Source organism: Bacillus sp. TH13 (assembly GCF_016651175.1).
Classification (GTDB): domain Bacteria; phylum Bacillota; class Bacilli; order Bacillales; family Bacillaceae_G; genus Bacillus_A; species Bacillus_A thuringiensis_S.
In genome coordinates this window covers 4,068,232-4,086,813 of record NZ_JAEKEJ010000025.1, presented here as the reverse complement: position 1 = coordinate 4,086,813, position 18,582 = coordinate 4,068,232, and the positions used below count along the sequence as shown (strand labels likewise).

Genomic DNA, 18,582 nt, shown 5'->3' with positions numbered 1-18,582 from the left:
AAGAATGAAATTAATAGCTTTTTTGCTACTTTCATATCACGAAACAAATTTAATAGTTTACCCATTATGAACCTCCTAATTTTCAAATTTAAAAGTTAAATTGAGTTAATTATGAATATTTCCCAATCCCTAATTATTATTTTCATAACCTATTATGATGAATACTTTGTAAAGTTTAAACAATTAATTTCCCTTTGTCTATATATATAAATAATATTATTATAAAATTTACAAATAGAAAAAACCAAAGGGGCACCCTTTGGTTTTTACATTTTTTTATGTTGTTTAGAAAGCTTTTTCCACTTATCACGCTCTGCTCTGGCAAGGATTGCATCTTGTTTCCTCATAAAATACGCTAATTCTCTTTGTAATTTTTTATAGCTTTTCAAACGATCTATAGTAATAAGTCCGTTATCAATTGCACTATACACCGCGCATCCTGGTTCATTCTCATGCTTACAATCACGGAAACGGCATGTTGTCGCAAGTTCTTCAATATCAGAGAATGTTGTTTGAATCGCTTCGCTTCCTTCCCAAAGTTGCAATTCCCTCATGCCAGGCGTATCAATCACGAGAGCGCCACTAGGCAATTGGAATAACTCTCGATGCGTTGTCGTATGCCTCCCCCTACTATCCTCTTCACGTATATCTCCCGTTTTTGCTACATCAATTCCTATTAGCGCATTTAACAAAGTTGACTTTCCTACCCCTGATGACCCAACTAAAGCAATTGTTTTCCCTGAAGAAACAAATTGCTGCAACGATTCAATACCTGTATGCTCTAAACTATCAACAACGAAAATAGGAACACCAATTGCTATAGCTTCCGTTTCTACAATTTTCTGTTCCACATCATTACATATACTACTCTTTGTTAAAACAATAACTGGCATAGCGCCGCTTTCATACGCTAATAATAAATAACGCTCCATCCTTCTAACATTAAAATCATGATTAAGTGCGTTCACTAAAAATAGATAATCTACATTTGCTGCTATTACTTGTTCTTCCGTTCGAGTACCAGCCTCTTGTCTAGAAAAAGAGCTTCTTCTCGGAAAAATACGATGAATGATAGCTTTCTTTTCATTCTCTATTTTTTTTATATACACCCAATCACCAACTGCTGGATAATCGCCTTTCGTTACTGCTTCATGCCGAAACTTCCCAGACAGTTCTGCCATATATTCACCATCGTTACAAATAATGCGATATATATGCTTATGCTCAAGTAAAATACGACCTACTTCAAATTTCTCTACAGCTTGTTCCTCAAAAAAAGAATCCCAGCCATACGATTCTAAAATATTTTGATTCAAATTGATATCCTCCCTAGTTTAATCTAAGTGGAAGGATAGTGCGCTCACTTATATCGTTTCGCCCTTTCCATCCACCTTTGTATTTGGTTTATTATTCATATAAGTTATTTTCGCCATAATACATCACCCCGTTCTTATTTTAATTACTCTCATTATATGGAATTCTCCTATAAAAATCCACATTATTTAACATAATTTTCAAATAACTTGTTTTTAAGCATTCTAATTTGTCCTCGGTGACTAATTTCATCTTCTAGCACATGAAACCAAAGATAGTGCTGGTTATATGCTACATCGTTAGGCCACTTTCTTTCTGACATGAGCCACTCATCACCTTGTTCACTTAAATACTTCAGAGATTCTTCTCGAACACTTTGTAGAAGTTGTACATAATACTGTATTTCATGACCACGGATCGCTCTACCCCCTTCCCCTAAATACAGTGCATCTTCCCATATTTCTAATTCTTCTTTTGTAAAGTCACGATCTTGAAATGAAATAAGCTGATGAACTTTTTCAATAGCTGCTATATGTTTTAATAAGGCACCAATTGAATTTCCGCTACTCTGCATAATTAAATCTAATTGCTCAACTGATAAATTTCTTACTTCGCCTAATGTTACAGCTCTCGTATGCTCAAGCATGCTTACTAATTCCCCTATTTTTTTTGTATAACCATCTACACTTCTTATTCGATAATCTATATTCATATCACGCACCCCTTTCTGCATTCATATTATTGTAAAAATGATTCATATAATAGACTAAAATCTATCGAAATTTTCTGTTATAATTAAATTGAATACAAAATATACCCAAACAAACTTTCTCAATATGCTTATATGAAATATTAAAAGGAATCAATATAAAATAATCGAATCTTATTCACTAAAAGGAGTGGATTCGATGGAAATGTATCAATGGCTAACCGCTGTTCTCGTTGGTGGCATTACTGGCTTCGTTTCCCATCTAATCAATAACCAAGGTAAGTTATTGCTTCCACGCCGTTTGAAAACATTTTTTCATTTTGGATTTTTAACTGATATTTTTACCGGGGGCCTAGCCGCACTTCTCGGACTCGTTTTATTCGATGTCACCGCAATAAAAGAAATTATAAAAGTATCCATTGTAACTGCTATTTCCGGTCAAACTTTCTTACTACATCAAGCTCTTGGTGGCGAACAGGCTAAAAATACGCAAATTGGGAAAGCTGATGAGAAGATTCAAGAAATTGACAAATTATTGCGACGTTAGTGTATACTTTCTTTTAAAATTATTGTTATAATGAGAAATAAATATTTTCTATTGCGTCGTTTGTCAGGAGAAAGGGTGTTTCGTATGACAAAAAAGAAAATAGAAGATTTCTTAACAAACTCCGAAAAAGAGGAACTGCTAGAAAACTATAAATGTTTACGAGAAGCCCGCACAAAAAGCGAAGCTAACTATTTTGGTGAAGCAGTAAACCATCTATTAAATAAAGCAAAACAACGAATTATTAAAGATGCAGGTATACATGATGAAAATGCTGCAACTGTTCAATCAAAGAGAAAAGCACTGTTTTAGCTACATTAGCTAAAACAGTGCTTTTTATTACAATATTTTTCACATTACTTTCACATCTATTTCACAAATATAAGTACTTCTATATGTTAAACTAGGTATATCCTTTTCCGAGGAGCTATATGCCGATATATAAATCCCTATAACCATAGGGATTTTTTATTTTTCCATAATTTTATTACAATTCCTTTTCAATAATATAGCTGAACAAAGAATTATTAAAGATGCAGGTATACATAATGAAAATGCTGCAACTATGCAATCAAAAAGAAAAGTACCTTTTAGACTTAACCAAAAAAAGTACTTTTTGATTTACTAAAACTTTATGATGCAATTCCTTTTTCATTATCTTTACTAATGTTTTCACTGTTTCTAAACAGAAATAAAGCTACAACATATAATAACGCAGTAAAGCTACCTACTAGTATAAAATTGTGAGATGTTGCAAATAACATTCCTGCTATTGCCGCACCAATCATTTGGCCAATGTACATCGCGGCATTTGCAAGAGCAGCACCTGTTCCTCTTGCTATAGTAGACATGTTTTGTAAGTGTCCCATCATTAATACAAACAAAATTCCTGTCACAAAAAATAAAACAAAGAAAATAATTCAACAAATATAATACTCTTTAAATAAGGGAGTATTACATATAACACTGCTGTAAATACAATTCCACCATAGAAAGAAAAATTGTAACCAATTTTATTTACGAGTCTAGGGCCAAAAATATTACCAGCTAAATTTCCTAATCCTAGTACAAGCATAGCCGTACCTACTTCATGAACCTGTAACCCAAATTGAACGGAAAGCCATACACCAAAGAATGAAAATGCAGCAAAATTTCCGGTTTGAAAAACAAAGTAGGCAAAATAGGAAAGTGAAACCTTTGAATCTGTAAGTAATTGTTTATAACGCTTTAAGATAGATTTTTTATTTCCACTTATATAAACCGGTTGTATTTCTGGTAATACAACATAAATAAGAATGACAAGTAGTGCTGATAATATACCAATGAAGTAGAATGGCATCGTATAATGTATCGTTGCTAAATAAGCTCCCATTGGCAGCCCTAAAATTTGAGAGATTGATAACCCTGCTGTTGCAACCCCAATTGCTTTCACAATTTGCTTTTTCTCTATAAGGAGCGGAATGGATGCCCACACTTGTGGAGATACAAAAGCTGCACTTACACCTGCTAAAAATCTAAATGTTAGCATCCATAAAAAACTCGGTGCAATTCCACACAAAAACGTACTTATTGCAAAAAAACTCATACCTAGTACCATCACTTTTTTTCTGTTTAATCCATCTGATATAGGACCAGCGATAAGCGCAAATCCAGCATACCCTAAAGCATACGAACTTACCATCCATCCTGACAACTCAGTTGAAACATGATACACCTGTTGTAATGTCGGCAACAGTGGTGAAATTAAGAAAGTATCTGTACCGATCATAAACATTATCGTGAAAAATACAGCTAGTACTCTGTTCATTTAGACCTTCTCCTTATATAAACAGAGGGTACTATCCCTCTGTTTCACTAATCTTCTAAAATAGATTGGATTTCTTTCATGACTCTTTTATTCAATGAAACGTCTACCACTTTCACACTTTCTCTTATTTGCTCTGCCCGCTTTCCACCAGGTATAACTGTATCAATTCCTTCTTTATTTAATAACCATGCTAACGCTAAATGAGACACTTCAATATCATTTTCTTTAGCTATCCCTTTTAACTTTTCCACTTTCTTAAAATTACTCTTATATGTATTTTCTTCAAATAGATTTACATTTTGGCGCCAATCGACTTCGTTCAATTTAAAATCTTCTCTATATTTTCCACCTAATATTCCAAAAGCAAGAGGCCCATATGGAATAAATGAAATACCCGCTTCTATACAATACGGCAACAGTTCTTCCTCAGCCGTACGTTCTAACATATTGTACGGAGATTGTACAACATCTATATGACCATGTTGGTTCGCTTCTTTTAATTGTTCTATGTTTACGTTCGATATTCCAATTGAACGAATTTTCCCTTCTTCTTTTAAACGAGTAAGCTCTCCGATTGAATCTATGTAACTTGTTTCAGGATTTGTAAAATGTAAATAATATAAATCAATATAGTCAGTCTGTAACCTTCTTAAGCTATTCTCCACAGCATTTCTTAAATAACTTGGTTCATTGTTAATATAAGTTTCTCCATTTAATAACGGTTGAATTCCACCTTTTGTAGCAAGTATAAGCTTATGGCGTTTTCCCTTTAATACTTCTCCTACCAATTCCTCAGATCTACCGACACCATATGAATCTGCTGTATCAAAAAATGTAATCCCTTGCTGAATAGCTTCTTCTACTAATTGCTTTCCTTCTTCTTCATTCACATCAGCATATAAATTATGTCCCCCTACTGCATTTGTACCTAAACCCAACTTTGAAATATTTAATCCTGCCTTTTGCAATTTTGTATACTTCATTTTTTCTCCCTCTATATTTCTATTGTTCGAATATATTCGAACAATAGAAATATACCACTTTATATGTTATAGTGCAAATATCTCAACTTATACAAGCAGGTGAAATATGCGTACACTCTATCATCCAAATCGAGAAGAAATTCAATTTTCTTCTGTCTTATATGCACTTAGCGATCAAATTCGTTTACAAATTGTAAATATGTTACTAGAGAAAAACGAACAATCTTGTGGCGCTTTAAACATTCCTATTGCGAAATCAACTTTATCTCACCATTTCAAAGTTTTACGTGAGTCAGGTGTTATGTACACGCGCCTTGAAGGAACACAACGTTTCATTTCAATTCGTGAAGAAGATTTAAATGCTAGATTCCCAGGTTTGTTACAAGTTGTATTACATGCGACAAAGCCATATTAAAAAACATCTCATATGAATATGAGATGTTTTTTAATATGGCTATTCTTTTAATAAATCTATTAATCCATTTCCTTCAGATGTACGTTCGTACCCTAAAGGTACAGTTCTTTTAATGAGTTGTGCATATATTTCCGGCTCCGATAACTTTCGACCGTATTCTTTCTCACACTGTTTAATGAGCAAGGCGAGCGCTCCAGCAACGTGCGGCGTCGCCATGGAAGTTCCACTTAACACAGCATATTTTCCATCTGGATACGTAGATAATATTTCATCACCTGGCGCTACTAGATCAATTTCTTGATTTGAATTACTAAAACATGTAATCTTCCGCTCTAAATTAACAGCACCAACTTCAATTACCTCAGAATAAGCACCTGGGAAATCTAATTCCTCTGTTTCATCATCGCAATCTCCATTATTTCCAGCAGCACATACAACGAGAACATCCTGATTTACCGCATTTTGAATTGCTTCATGTAATTCTGGAACATCTTGCGGACCACCAAGTGACATTGAAATAATTCTCACTTTCTCTTGATTCGGCCCTCTCCAATTTACAGCATAATGAATTGCCTCAATAATTTGCTCATAACTTCCAGAACCATCTCCCGCTAAAACTTTTAATACTAACATTTTAGCAAGTGGTGCAACTCCTAATACACCGACACCATTTTCAGTCGCGGCAATCGTCCCCGCTACATGAGTACCATGTCCGTTATTATCAAGATACACATTTGGATCAGCTTCATAATCTTTTGTGAAATTTCTTCCGCCGATAATACGATCCTTTAAATCTATATGATTGGTATCACACCCTGTATCTAATACGGCAACGACTACATCTTGCCCCTTCACACTCTTTTCCCATACTTGTGGAGCGTGAATCAGTTGTACACCTGGTGGAATTTCATTTACTTGTTCTACCACCTTATTTACGGTAAACGGAATCAATTGTATACCTTTTTGTTTATTCACTGTACTACTCATCGTAATCCCTCCTGAAAATGTATTATTTTCATTTCAGACCACTTTTGAATACGTGTAAATGTAATATTCGTTTTATTCTTTTTGTTTTCCTTCTTTTCAAATATTTCTCAACATCATTAACTAACTCTATACTACTTTTTTATTTCCCCTATGATTTGTAGGAAGTAACAGCCCGTGTCGTTCAACTAATAACCAAAATAAGAGGACCAATTAATGGTCCTCTTACAGTCTTTTAAAAGAATGATATGTAATTTGAAAAATAATATAAATTAAGACTAAACCTCACTCTTGTTTAAAAACTTTTCTATTTCTTTTACTAAATATTCCGCTCCCTCTATCCCAACAGTAATATTTCCATTTGCTAATGATATGTTCTGTTCTGAAACATCACCTGTGATTTGGCAAGCATTGTAAGGTTGATATTTTTGTAAAATGATTTTATCTGCTTCTACAAAAATTTCAAGCGGTGATTTGATTTGTATTCCCAATACATCGCGTAATTCTTTCGGGATAACAATTCGTCCTAATTCGTCTACTTTTCGAATAACTCCTGTTGCTTTCATATTTCTCCCCCCTTACTCTCTATTAATTTTTCCACCTCGCTTTTTCCATTTTATCACTTTTTGACAATACTTGCCTCTTTTTAGAAAATTTTGTACTCGAGTTAAAAAAACACATTTAATGCATACGTAATCTCTCTTTCAATTGTTTTACATAACGAGATCTTATAAGTAAGAAGTATACAACTTGGATACCTATGAAAATACTTAATACAACTGTATTTTCTTTAAACAATGAGTACTCAAACATTTGCCCTAACGCCGTTAGGGCTACTGCCCCATGTAATGTTGCAACACCAATTGGAACGAAGAATAAAAGCGCCAATCGAATTGTAACTACCTTCGATAATTCCCCACTCGTCAATCCAACTTTTCGAATCATTTCGAACAAGCGAACATCATCCTCCAAATCGGAGAATAAACGGAAGTAAAGGAAACTTCCTGCGCAAACGAAAAATACTATACCAATAAAGAAACCTACAAATAAAATCGGTCCTGCAATTTGTAAACTTTGGTTTTGCTCGTACTCTTCCGCACTAAACGTTGAGTGTTCTTGATACGGTTTAATTTGATGCGTAAGCTCTTTACCAATTTCAATCTCATCTTTCGTTCTTTCAGTTTTATACATATAATCTTTTGTCTCTATAAATCCATCTTGTAATGAATCATATTGATTATTAGAGATTACATAAACATTTCCTCTTAATATTTTCCCCAATGAAGATGAAGTAACTTTTTTCACCTTTAAATTTTCATTCATATTGGGTAAAGTAATTTCTTTTCTTTCTTTCATCGCTGGCCCTGGTATATTAGCTGACAAAAATACAACCTCTTTATTTGCTACAGTATTAAATGGTTCTCCTGTTAACTTTGCATATTCCTTATAGTCTGATTCTTTTATAAAAGTGGCGCTTCTTAACGACTGTTCCTCCGTTTTCTTTGTCGAAATATTAGTTTTTGAAGCTGCTATATTATGTTTCTTTAATCCTTTGTCAATCATTTGTATATGTTGTGATTCGTTACTATTCCCTTGCTTAGAATGGTAATGAAACGCAATTGGTCTCTCCATTATCCCTTTCGTCATGGATGCGAAGCCAACTAATGTCCCTATTGCTGAAAATGCTACAGTAGAAATAATGGTTACAATAAAGAACATTCTTGCGTTATCTCTCATGCGATACGCTAAATCTGATAACGTAATAATATTAGTCTGTGTCCAATAGAAACGTTTACTTTTTTTACATAATCGAATAATAAAGACACTCAGCTGCTTGTACAACAAATACGTCCCAATAGTAACTACCGTTGTAACAGGAATCATCATAATAAATACCATTGCGCCATGCGATAGAAGAGCTCCTATATAGCCAACACTAAGCAATACTACTGCTAATATTGAAGAAATGATTGATGCTTTCGGTTCCGGTTTTGCCTCTGCTGATCCTCTAAACAACTTCATAATTTTATTTTTACGGATCATTCCTGCACTAAACAATGATATGATCATAAATAATATAAAAAACATAATACTCGTTACAACAATTGCTTTCATCGGTATGTAATAGGATAAGGAGATATCTAGTTTTAATATCATCGGGGCAACAAATAGTAATACCCCTGAAAATAACATACCTGAAAGAATACCAAAAATAATTGCCCCTATTCCAATCATAATATTTTCAAAAAAGATAAGACGCTTTAATTGATATTTCGTCATACCTAGCATCATTAAAATTCCTAGCTCACGCTTTCTCGTTTTTAAAAACATTCCCATCGAATATAAAATAAAGAAGAATGTAAATAAGTAAATAATAGACTGTGCAAAAGACATACTTACGAATACGTACTGACCTAATTCTCCTGCACTTAATGCTGGATGAAACGCAAAAAATGAATACACAAAAAAGGCCATAATTGCAAATGCACTACTTAAAAAATAGGCTGAGTATGTCCGTCTATTTCGCGTTACATTCCGATATGCGAGTTCTCTAATGTTCATATTACTTCTCCGCCCTTCTTTCTACTAACTATGTTTTTATATTAGTAAAGTGCGGAAATACCTTCCATCGATTCAAATGACAAAAACCTTACAGTTTTGAAAGGTTTAAAAAAATTGATTATACGTAGTACTTTATTTATAATGACTACATTCATATTCATACACACATCCTATTGTATATTCGTTAGTTTTGCGAAATAATAAAGGATAGAAGTATGTACCAATATAATACATAAATTTTTTTACCGCTTTAATATGAATAGGAGGAAAATATAATGACATTACAAGAACAGATTATGAAAGCATTACATGTTCAGCCTGTAATTGATCCGAAAGTTGAAATTCGTAAACGAGTTGATTTCTTAAAAGATTATGTAAAAAAAACAGGTGCAAAAGGATTTGTACTTGGGATTAGTGGCGGCCAAGACTCTACATTAGCAGGACGCTTAGCACAGCTTGCAGTTGAAGAAATTCGTAACGAAGGTGGTAACGCAACGTTTATCGCTGTACGTCTTCCTTACAAAGTACAAAAGGATGAAGATGACGCACAATTAGCGTTACAATTTATTCAAGCTGATCAATCAACTGCATTTGATATCGCTTCAACCGTTGATGCTTTTTCAAATCAATACGAGAACTTATTAGGTGAATCATTAACCGATTTCAATAAAGGTAACGTAAAAGCTCGTATCCGTATGGTTACACAATATGCAATTGGTGGACAAAAAGGGCTACTTGTTATCGGAACAGATCACGCTGCAGAAGCTGTAACAGGGTTCTTTACAAAATTCGGAGATGGTGGTGCAGATTTATTACCATTAACTGGATTAACGAAGCGCCAAGGACGTGCATTATTACAAGAGTTAGGTGCAGACGAGCGACTGTACTTAAAAATGCCAACAGCTGATTTATTAGATGAAAAACCAGGTCAAGCTGATGAAACAGAGTTAGGTATTACTTATGATCAATTAGATGATTATTTAGAAGGTAAAGCAGTTCCAGCTGACGTTGCAGAGAAAATTGAAAAACGTTACACAGTAAGTGAGCATAAAAGACAAGTACCAGCGTCAATGTTTGATGATTGGTGGAAATAGAACATAAAAAAGAAGCTAATCTTTTAGCTTCTTTTTTATATGTTAGCGATATCCCCCTACTCTTTTCTCCAATAAATCTTGCAAGCAATCTTCATGTTGTTTACAAAATAACGGTGGCATGTCGTCTAACGGGAAAAACTTCAAATCTAACGTTTCATCACCATCTACTTTTTTGTCGCCTCCAACTATTGAGCATGAAAAACACATCACAATTGACTGTGCCTTATCTCCATTTGGATATGATTGAAAATATTTTGTATACACTCCAATAAGCTCATTTATTTCTACATCATACCCGGTTTCTTCTTTTATTTCTCGAATCGCAGTTTCCGCAGCCGATTCTCCTATCTCCATTGCGCCACCTGGAAATCCCCAAGCGTTAAAGTCTCCTCTTTTTTGCAATAATACTTCTCCCTCTTTATTAAATACACAACCACCGGCAAAATTTAAGAAAACATAATCATGCCCTACTTTTTCACGTAATTCTTTTATATAATTGGCCATTCTCTTTCCCCTTTTCATACTTCTTCTATCGCTATTTCTTATCTTTTTCAAGCAACTCAATAATTCGATCTAGCTTCTGGTTCATATTAATTACATAGTGTTTCTTTGCAGCGCTGCTTTGTAATACTCTTCTAATAAACAAAGTAAATGATATGAAAAACAAAACGATACGTCCGATTACTAAACAAGTATATATCAATGTAAATATATTACTTTCGAACAAATTCATTCAGCATTCACATCTTCTCCTTTTTATTTTATCACATAATTCCCAATTTTTTAAAATAATCAACAAATATAAAAAGAGCATCTTTTATAGATGCTCTTTCTCATTACTTAATACGTAAATGTAATTGTCGCTAATGAATAACCGGCCATTGCACTATATGGTGCTACTTGATAAGACACACGCTTTGCACCTTTTGGCCAATTTATTTCATTTAATACTTTCTTTATATCTTGCATCGTTCCATCCATGGACTGCTTATATCGTACTTCTACTTTTTCTGGTTTGGCTGCAAACTGTTGCTGTAACTTTTTCTTAAATTCATTATAATTTTCTGCTCCGTATTCTGCAGATAAGTATTGTAAATTTGTTTCTTTTAACATTTGCTCATATACGACAGTTTTTGAGCTACCAGCTTTTATTTTATTTGTTAATTCACCAAAATAACTTGTAGTTGCTGCTGGATATTTACTACGATCCCAGTCGTGATCTTTACTTAACTGTTCGTCAGACATGTTAAAATATGAGTAAGTTACACGCCCTGCTTTATCTGGTACTGGATCATCAAATGTAGTATCTAGGTGATACCATTTGTTTTCAATGTTCACTAAATTCCACGCGTGAGCTTGTCCGTTTCCTGTGCCTGTTACAATATGATTTTGAATACCTGCCTCTTTTAACAACTCATACGTTAATAATGTATATCCTTGGCAAACGGCAGAACGATTCGCTAATGCTTCATATGCCGTATACGCTTGATAAGACGTATCATAAGACACATGCTTAACAACGTAATCGTGAATAGCTTTTACTTTCTCATGCTCATCCATCCCTGGTTTTACAATTGATCCAACAATTGCTTTCGCCTGAGCTTTTACATATTGAGTTTGTTCTTTTGATTCACGGTATTTTACTTGCAGTGTAAACGTATAGTCCCCTGGCATTCCTTTAATAGAATATCTAGTAGACGCTACATTATATTTTACATACTCATCAGCATCTACAATTTTATTAAACTCACCATACAATTGATCCATAATATTTCTAGCATTTCTATCTTTTGTTTTATATGTGATCGTAATATTTTCTTCTCGATTATCAATCTGTTTTTTTAATTCTTTTCTAAAATCATCTAATAACTTTACATCTGATTGTGCTGTCACTGTAGTCGGATTTGTAGCTGCATAAGATACAGATGACGCTTGTAAGCCTCCCATTACTATAGTTGAACAAAGTGCGGCAGCTGTCACATACTTACTTGTCTTTCCCATCTTGTCACTCCTTATATTCTATAACTATACGAAAAAGTATCGTATAGTTTCAGAGTATACAATACTTTTTCGTATAGGTCATATGAGATTATGCATATTAACTAATTCACATAAAAAGGTTGTTCTTTTTAAAAGAACAACCTTTTTTCATTAGCAAGTTTGTAATACGCAGCATGTATTTTCAAAACGTCGATTTTTCAAATCTTCATTACTAATGCAGAAATATAGCATTCCTAGTTCTCCCCAAACCATATTACAATTTTTATGATCTGAATCAATTTGGAATAAAAGGGTCATTTGCTGCGGGTCTACTCCCATATATTCTCCTGTCTCATATAACACTTCTTCTTGTACAGAGAATGGCTCACCAAACATTTGATGGTTATCGTAGTTATCCGGAATTAGCTCTTCAAGTAATTGCAAGAAACGATCTGAATCAGCCTCATCTTCAATGAAAAGTTCTGGTAATTTGTATGTCAGTTCAAAAGTAATTGCACACTGGTTATATTTCGCTTGTATTTCATTTTCTCTTCGTAATTGCTCTACAGGAATATCATAATAAAGTACATGCCCAGCTTCTGTTAGGTTCACATTTTCTTCAAAATAATTTTCAATGCAAAAGAAATACAGCATCCCCGTTTTAGGAAGATTGTGATCCATACCAACATTTTGTAAATCACTTAAGTTAAATTGTGCGATAAATTGTAGTGGATTTCCTTTATGCTTTGGATATTCAAATGAAGCTGGTAAATCAGGAAATCCCCCCATTTTCGAACTACCTATCGCAACAGTTTCCTGCTGCTTTGGCACAACTTTTATACAAGGAAATATAGTATTAATAAGTTCCTCTTTCAAGTGTGTTAGTTCATATTTATCAATTAATACTTCAATTTTTTTATTCATAAATTCTCCTTACATTTACATACTTATTTATATCATAGTACAAAGATTATACTTCATTCTTTACAAAATCAACAAGCCTCCAAAAAACGGGCTTATCCTTCGTACGCGAACAAGTTTAAAAAAGCATACTATACATTGTTCCTACAAACACGATAGTTCATTATTTCTTCCAGTACATTTTCCCTCGTTCATTTTTATTTTTAATTTAAGGAGGAATTCCACATGGGTTACGGATATAGTTGCGGCGGTTATGGTTACGGCGGTAGTTGTGGTGGATGTGGTTATGGAGGTTTCGCTTTATTAATCGTTTTATTTATCCTTCTAATTATCATCGGAGCTAGCTGTTGGGGCGGCTTTGTAGGCTGCTAGTAAACTTAAAAACTATTGTAAAAAAGCACGTACAATACGTGCTTTTTTTCCATTTCCAAATCTTTTATTCGAAAGGAAGTATGTTTAATGAAAATTGATGGTGTTTTTGAAGGAGGCGGTGTGCGCGGTATTGCGCATGTTGGGGCAATTTGCGCGTTAGCCGAAAAAGGTTATGAATGGGAACGTGTAGCTGGTACATCGGCTGGTTCGATTATTGCAGCGCTCCTAGCGGCGGGATATTCTTGTTCAGAGTTAAAAACGATTATAACTGATATTGATTATAATAAATTTATGAAAAGAACTTTTATTGATAGAATTCCTTTTATCGGTAAGGGACTAAGTGCATGGACTACTCTAGGTATATACTCTAATGTATTTATAGAAGAATGGATTGAAGAATTACTTCGAAAAAAAGGTGTTCATTTATTTACTGATTTACCAGATCTAAACAAACTCAAAATCATCGCCTCTGATATCAGCAATGGTAAAATGGTTGTCTTTCCTGACGACTTACCAAACTACGGATTTTTAAATTATCGCTTCTCTATCGCTAAAGCGGTAAGAATGAGTAGTACAATCCCCTTCTTCTTTGAACCCGTAAAATGGAGAACTCCAAAATGGAAGCAGCCTTGTTATATGGTTGATGGAGGAATTCTAAGTAATTATCCAATTTGGATCTTCGATTCACCTATCACTCCTCGCTGGCCGACTTTCGGATTTCATTTTGTAAAAGATGAGATTCAAGCTGACCCTGCTCACTATAACGACCCTATTTCCATGTTCAAAGGACTCTTTAAAACAATGATGCAAGCTCATGATTTACGTCATTTAGATAATGAATCAAAAGCAAGAACCATTACAATTCCAACAGGAACGATTACAAGTACTAATTTTGAACTGACAAGGGAAGAAAAAGAATGGCTTTACAATTCTGGTTATAACTCTGCTAATAAATTTTTACAAGCTTGGAACTTTAGGCAATATATTGATGAATATAGAAAAGGGAATCAAGACCGAAAGACAAATCGATTTTTCCGTCAACTTGACTCATAATATTATTACTTTGCATATAAATACGAGAACGTTTAACAACTTAATAGTAAATAAGCCTAGTAATTTCTTATATTACTAGGCTTATTTACTTCCTATATAATCTCGTACATTGTTTAAGGATACGTTAACCCTTCGGCTTCTTCTGCAGTAATAACTATGTAACGATTTCCCGTTCTTAATCCTAACAGTTCTGCTTTTTCAATCGCCTCTTGCTTCGTCTCCGCATAAGCAGCTAAGTATTTATGTCCACCAATCATTTGGCAAATTACATATTGTTTCATGACTTTCTCCTCTTACTTTTTCATTAGTTGTGCAAGTTTTTTTATACCTATTTCAATTTCTTCTAACGTTGCATATGAATATGATAGGCGCAAAAATTGATTTGCACTTCTATCATACAAAGTACCTGGGTTTAATAAAACCTTTTCTTGCAGAGCTTTATCAAATAAACTACGATGTGAAATGGGTACTTTTATATATACCCATATATAAAACCCACCTGTTGGTTCATGCCAAGTTGCTATTTCACGAAGATATTTATCTAACATTAGTAACATAAAATCTCTTCGTTTTTTCAATTCACTTCTTACAAATCGCAAATGCTCATCATATAGACCATTTGTAAACCACTCTGCTGCAATTTGCTGGGATATAGAGCTTGAACCATAATCTGTTTGCATTTTTATGTCTGACAATCTTTGAATTACTGGCTCAGGTCCAACAATCCATCCAATTCTTAAACCTGGACTAATTACTTTGGACATGCTTCCAATATGTAATACGATTCCATTTTTATCATAGGCTTTTAAAGGTTTTGAACAAGGTGCATCAAACCATAAGTCTTGATACACTGCGTCCTCTATAATAGGTAATCCAATTTCATTACATACTTCCATTATTTCTTTTCGCCTCTTAGTATCCATACTAAAATTCGTCGGATTATGAAAAGACGGAATTGTATATAAAATAGAGGCATTAAATTGCTTCTTATATTTCTCAATATATGATGGATGTAAGCCACTCTCATCCATTGGGATTCCAATTAAACGTATTCCTACTGATTGAAAAACATTAAGTGAATATAAATAGGATGGTTTCTCTAATAAGATTGATGCCCCTTTCGAAAGAAGCCCCATAGAAATAAGTTGCAGCGCTTGAATTGCTCCCGAAACAATTAATATAGAGTCAGGAGATACATATACACCATGCCCCTTTAAGTATTCGGAAATCTTTTCCCTTAAATAAAGATTTCCTTTCGGCTCTTCATACCCAAGCGTCACATTTGACTTTAAAAGCTTATTCATAATTTCTTTCATCTTTTTCTCAGGTAAGAGACTCGGCGCGAGCTCACCTGTTCCTAACCGAATTACATGTGGATAAAATTCAGCTTGATTAATCTCTTGAATAGCTGGGAGATTCGGATAATGAAGTCCTGTTTCTACATAAGACTGCCAATTAGGCGGGGGTGCGTAAGTTGAAGCATTCTCATTATTATTTACAACAATTGTTCCTTTCCTGCCATTCCCTTCAATGTATCCCTTTGCAACTAGTTCATCGAAAGCCATTACAATTGTGCTTCGATTCACACCAAATGTATGTGCCAAATCTCTTTGTGAAGGTAATTTCGTTCCAACGGTCCATTCTCCATTAACGATCCTTTCTTTTATATACGTTTCTATTTGTTTATACAGCGGAGTCGCTAGAGACATATTCGGTTTCCAAACGAATCTTTCCATCATATCACCTTATATTCTTTTTGGTTGGTAACCTCCCCAACCATATGGATGGATACAAATTTTCATTTCTTCTATACAATATACACTATCATAATGAATTAAAATAGGAGGTAATATAATGAGTGAAGCAATTGTTCATGGTATCATTCTTGCATTTGGACTTATCATTCCATTAGGTGTACAAAATGTTTTTGTCTTTAACCAAGGTGCGAGCCAACCAAACATTTGGAGGGCCGCCCCTGTAGTATTAACTGCCTCTATATGTGATACGTTACTCATATTGGTTGCGGTGCAAGGTGTCTCCCTTGTACTCCTTACTTTTTCTTGGCTAACTAACTCGTTATATATAATTGGATTTTTCTTTCTCCTATACATGGGCTTTGTTATTTGGAGAAGTAAGCCTTCCAATGATATAAAACAAGAAAAAAGTATGCCCTTAAAAAAGCAAATCCTTTTCGCAGCATCAGTTTCATTATTAAATCCACATGCAATTTTAGACACAATCGGTGTAATTGGAACAAATTCTATTCAATACATAGGAAGTGAAAAATGGGCTTTCACACTTGCAACTATTATCGTTTCTTGGATTTGGTTTATAAGCTTAGCTTTAGCGGGGAAATTTCTAAAAAGACTAGACTCAACCGGAAAGGCAATCTTATTATTAAATAAATTTTCTGGTCTCATCATATGGGGTGTCGCGCTTTATATGTTAAAACAAGTTATTTATTCTTAATGGACGTAAGAGAATTGCATGTTACTGAAAACATCATGCAATTCTCTTATAAATTATGAAGTAGGTTCCGGTTTCTGTTTTACCGTCTTTTCATCTTTTGCTGGTTTAATCCAAATGATTGCTATAACAGCACCAATGGCAGCAAAAATACTTGTCAAATAAAACACTTCATGGTCCGCCCCTTTCATGAAAAAAGAATATAAAGGTGGTCCAGCTGCTACACCGATAAATCGCATTGAACTATAAAATGACGTAACCGTTCCCCTTTGCTCCTTTTCAATTCCTTGTGTAATGAGGGCATCTAAACATGGGAGTGCCATACCAATTCCTATCCCCATAATAACAAGACAAAGAAGTAGTAAATAAATCCCTTTTATAAATAAAGGAATGATGACTGATGCAGCTGCCATTAAAAAACCAATATAAATACACTTCTTCATAACATTTTGATTATCTCCAATTTTTTTGCCGGCCATATATGAACTAAGTGACAGTACAAGTAACGGGATAGCAAGCACACACCCTTTCCATATACCATGAATGTCATACTTTGATTCCAGTATAGTCGACAAATAAAAGAGAATTCCGAATAAAATAAGCATAATAATTGCACCTAATGCAAAAATGGCAATTAACCATCTTCCCTTTTCTCGAAACGTAGAGATAATAGATTGAATAAACTCTTTTAGTGGTGGTACTTCCCCTTCTTGTTTTTTTGCCTTTACTAATACCAGCAATAAAACAATTGATACGACACATAAAACTGGAATCGCCCAAAATGGTAAGAACCATACAATGGCAGCAAGAGCAGATCCTAAAATAGGGCTCAGCACTTTTCCAAATGTATTGGATGTCTCAATGATTCCCAAACCTGTACTAACTTGTTTTTCATCTTTGTATAAATCACCAACACACGGTATAACAACCGGCATTGCACCAGCAGCACCAATACCTTGAATCGCTCTACCGATTAGTATCCAAATGTAGGGATTATCAACTTTCCAAGATACCCAACCAGTTATCGCTCCTCCTATAGCCGCAATCAGCAAACTCGGAACCATTACCATCTTTCGTCCCCATCTATCTGATAAATAACCAGCAATCGGTATAAGTAAAATGGCTACGATAGAGTAAATTGTAATAATCATGGATACTTGAAACGATGAAATATGTAATTTCTTTTCAATTGTCGGCAAGATTGGAATAAGCATTGAATTCCCTAATGTCATGACAAGTGGAACTGATGCAAGCGCAATTAAACAACAGTTTTCTTTTTTTAACATGTTGATTTCGGAACCTTTCATCATATATTTCTTACCATATAATAGCCCTGCTGGAACATAATTTTCATTCCACCAGGGCTATTACATCTTTA

Annotated in this window: 20 protein-coding genes and 1 pseudogene; 7 read left to right on the top strand and 14 right to left on the bottom strand. The window is 34.2% G+C overall.

Annotated features, from left to right (window positions below):
• Positions 1–266: 266 nt before the first annotated feature.
• Both rsgA and JFU02_RS29475 read right to left on the bottom strand, forming a co-directional pair.
• Positions 267–1,316, bottom strand: a complete 1,050-nt coding sequence (gene rsgA / locus JFU02_RS29480; RefSeq protein ID WP_061667467.1) for a ribosome small subunit-dependent GTPase A — start codon at positions 1,314–1,316, stop codon at positions 267–269.
• Between the two features lie 182 nt (positions 1,317–1,498).
• Positions 1,499–2,026, bottom strand: a complete 528-nt coding sequence (locus JFU02_RS29475) for a DinB family protein (protein ID WP_001018104.1) — start codon at positions 2,024–2,026, stop codon at positions 1,499–1,501.
• Between the two features lie 196 nt (positions 2,027–2,222).
• On the opposite strand from JFU02_RS29475, the gene JFU02_RS29470 reads away from it, so the two are divergent.
• A complete protein-coding gene (locus JFU02_RS29470) occupies positions 2,223–2,570 on the top strand; it encodes a DUF4257 domain-containing protein (protein ID WP_098838643.1) in 348 nt (115 codons plus the stop codon).
• Positions 2,571–2,654: 84 nt separating this feature from the next.
• Positions 2,655–2,879: a hypothetical protein gene (locus JFU02_RS29465; protein ID WP_000162602.1), complete on the top strand. Its 225-nt coding sequence runs from the start codon at positions 2,655–2,657 to the stop codon at positions 2,877–2,879.
• Between the two features lie 320 nt (positions 2,880–3,199).
• Here the strand turns inward: JFU02_RS29465 and JFU02_RS29460 are convergent.
• Both JFU02_RS29460 and JFU02_RS29455 read right to left on the bottom strand, forming a co-directional pair.
• Positions 3,200–4,374: pseudogene (locus tag JFU02_RS29460) on the bottom strand (MFS transporter).
• Between the two features lie 47 nt (positions 4,375–4,421).
• Positions 4,422–5,357 carry an aldo/keto reductase gene (locus JFU02_RS29455; RefSeq protein ID WP_000877947.1) on the bottom strand — a complete coding sequence of 312 codons (936 nt, stop codon included), beginning with the start codon at positions 5,355–5,357 and terminating at the stop codon, positions 4,422–4,424.
• A 106-nt stretch (positions 5,358–5,463) separates the two neighbouring features.
• Here JFU02_RS29455 and JFU02_RS29450 point away from each other — a divergent pair, with 106 nt between their 5' ends.
• Positions 5,464–5,772: an ArsR/SmtB family transcription factor gene (locus tag JFU02_RS29450; protein WP_061667464.1), complete on the top strand. Its 309-nt coding sequence runs from the start codon at positions 5,464–5,466 to the stop codon at positions 5,770–5,772.
• Positions 5,773–5,811: 39 nt separating this feature from the next.
• Here JFU02_RS29450 and JFU02_RS29445 read toward each other — a convergent pair whose 3' ends face one another.
• The 3 genes from JFU02_RS29445 to JFU02_RS29435 all read right to left on the bottom strand — a co-directional run bounded on the left by JFU02_RS29445 (position 5,812) and on the right by JFU02_RS29435 (position 9,318).
• Complete coding sequence (locus JFU02_RS29445; protein WP_000099758.1) at positions 5,812–6,759, bottom strand: serine protease; 948 nt, start codon at positions 6,757–6,759, stop codon at positions 5,812–5,814.
• Positions 6,760–7,034: 275 nt separating this feature from the next.
• Entirely contained in the window at positions 7,035–7,322 is a 288-nt protein-coding gene (locus JFU02_RS29440; protein WP_000648324.1) for an AbrB/MazE/SpoVT family DNA-binding domain-containing protein, read from the bottom strand.
• 115 nt (positions 7,323–7,437) lie between these two features.
• Positions 7,438–9,318: an ABC transporter permease gene (locus tag JFU02_RS29435; protein ID WP_001026003.1), complete on the bottom strand. Its 1,881-nt coding sequence runs from the start codon at positions 9,316–9,318 to the stop codon at positions 7,438–7,440.
• A gap of 275 nt (positions 9,319–9,593) precedes the next feature.
• Between JFU02_RS29435 and nadE the strand changes: the two genes are divergently transcribed.
• The gene (gene nadE / locus JFU02_RS29430) at positions 9,594–10,412 is read left to right on the top strand and encodes an ammonia-dependent NAD(+) synthetase (RefSeq protein WP_000174897.1); all 819 of its coding nucleotides are present in this window, start codon (positions 9,594–9,596) and stop codon (positions 10,410–10,412) included.
• Positions 10,413–10,454: 42 nt separating this feature from the next.
• Here nadE and JFU02_RS29425 read toward each other — a convergent pair whose 3' ends face one another.
• From JFU02_RS29425 to JFU02_RS29410, 4 genes are all read right to left on the bottom strand, one after another.
• The gene (locus JFU02_RS29425; RefSeq protein ID WP_151618350.1) at positions 10,455–10,916 is read right to left on the bottom strand and encodes an NUDIX hydrolase; all 462 of its coding nucleotides are present in this window, start codon (positions 10,914–10,916) and stop codon (positions 10,455–10,457) included.
• A gap of 31 nt (positions 10,917–10,947) precedes the next feature.
• Positions 10,948–11,145, bottom strand: coding sequence for a DUF4083 domain-containing protein (locus tag JFU02_RS29420; RefSeq protein ID WP_001048108.1), 198 nt, complete (start codon positions 11,143–11,145; stop codon positions 10,948–10,950).
• 107 nt (positions 11,146–11,252) lie between these two features.
• On the bottom strand, positions 11,253–12,413 hold the full coding sequence (locus JFU02_RS29415; protein WP_000520850.1) for a transglutaminase domain-containing protein: 1,161 nt from the start codon (positions 12,411–12,413) through the stop codon (positions 11,253–11,255).
• 150 nt (positions 12,414–12,563) lie between these two features.
• Positions 12,564–13,316: a YwqG family protein gene (locus JFU02_RS29410; protein WP_001034831.1), complete on the bottom strand. Its 753-nt coding sequence runs from the start codon at positions 13,314–13,316 to the stop codon at positions 12,564–12,566.
• A gap of 222 nt (positions 13,317–13,538) precedes the next feature.
• Between JFU02_RS29410 and JFU02_RS29405 the strand changes: the two genes are divergently transcribed.
• Positions 13,539–13,685 (top strand): YjcZ family sporulation protein, encoded by a 147-nt coding sequence (locus JFU02_RS29405; protein WP_000540425.1) that lies wholly within the window; start codon positions 13,539–13,541, stop codon positions 13,683–13,685.
• 87 nt (positions 13,686–13,772) lie between these two features.
• Positions 13,773–14,738 carry a patatin-like phospholipase family protein gene (locus JFU02_RS29400; RefSeq protein WP_061667459.1) on the top strand — a complete coding sequence of 322 codons (966 nt, stop codon included), beginning with the start codon at positions 13,773–13,775 and terminating at the stop codon, positions 14,736–14,738.
• 113 nt (positions 14,739–14,851) lie between these two features.
• On the opposite strand, the gene JFU02_RS29395 is transcribed toward JFU02_RS29400, so the two are convergent.
• Both JFU02_RS29395 and JFU02_RS29390 read right to left on the bottom strand, forming a co-directional pair.
• Positions 14,852–15,019 carry a DUF3933 family protein gene (locus JFU02_RS29395; RefSeq protein WP_000816388.1) on the bottom strand — a complete coding sequence of 56 codons (168 nt, stop codon included), beginning with the start codon at positions 15,017–15,019 and terminating at the stop codon, positions 14,852–14,854.
• Between the two features lie 12 nt (positions 15,020–15,031).
• Positions 15,032–16,474: an aminotransferase-like domain-containing protein gene (locus JFU02_RS29390; RefSeq protein WP_086790645.1), complete on the bottom strand. Its 1,443-nt coding sequence runs from the start codon at positions 16,472–16,474 to the stop codon at positions 15,032–15,034.
• Positions 16,475–16,592: 118 nt separating this feature from the next.
• On the opposite strand from JFU02_RS29390, the gene JFU02_RS29385 reads away from it, so the two are divergent.
• Positions 16,593–17,207 (top strand): LysE/ArgO family amino acid transporter, encoded by a 615-nt coding sequence (locus JFU02_RS29385; RefSeq protein ID WP_001287338.1) that lies wholly within the window; start codon positions 16,593–16,595, stop codon positions 17,205–17,207.
• 53 nt (positions 17,208–17,260) lie between these two features.
• Here JFU02_RS29385 and bcbE read toward each other — a convergent pair whose 3' ends face one another.
• A complete protein-coding gene (gene bcbE / locus JFU02_RS29380) occupies positions 17,261–18,490 on the bottom strand; it encodes a bacillibactin exporter BcbE (protein WP_042973252.1) in 1,230 nt (409 codons plus the stop codon).
• Between the last annotated feature and the right edge of the window lie 92 nt (positions 18,491–18,582).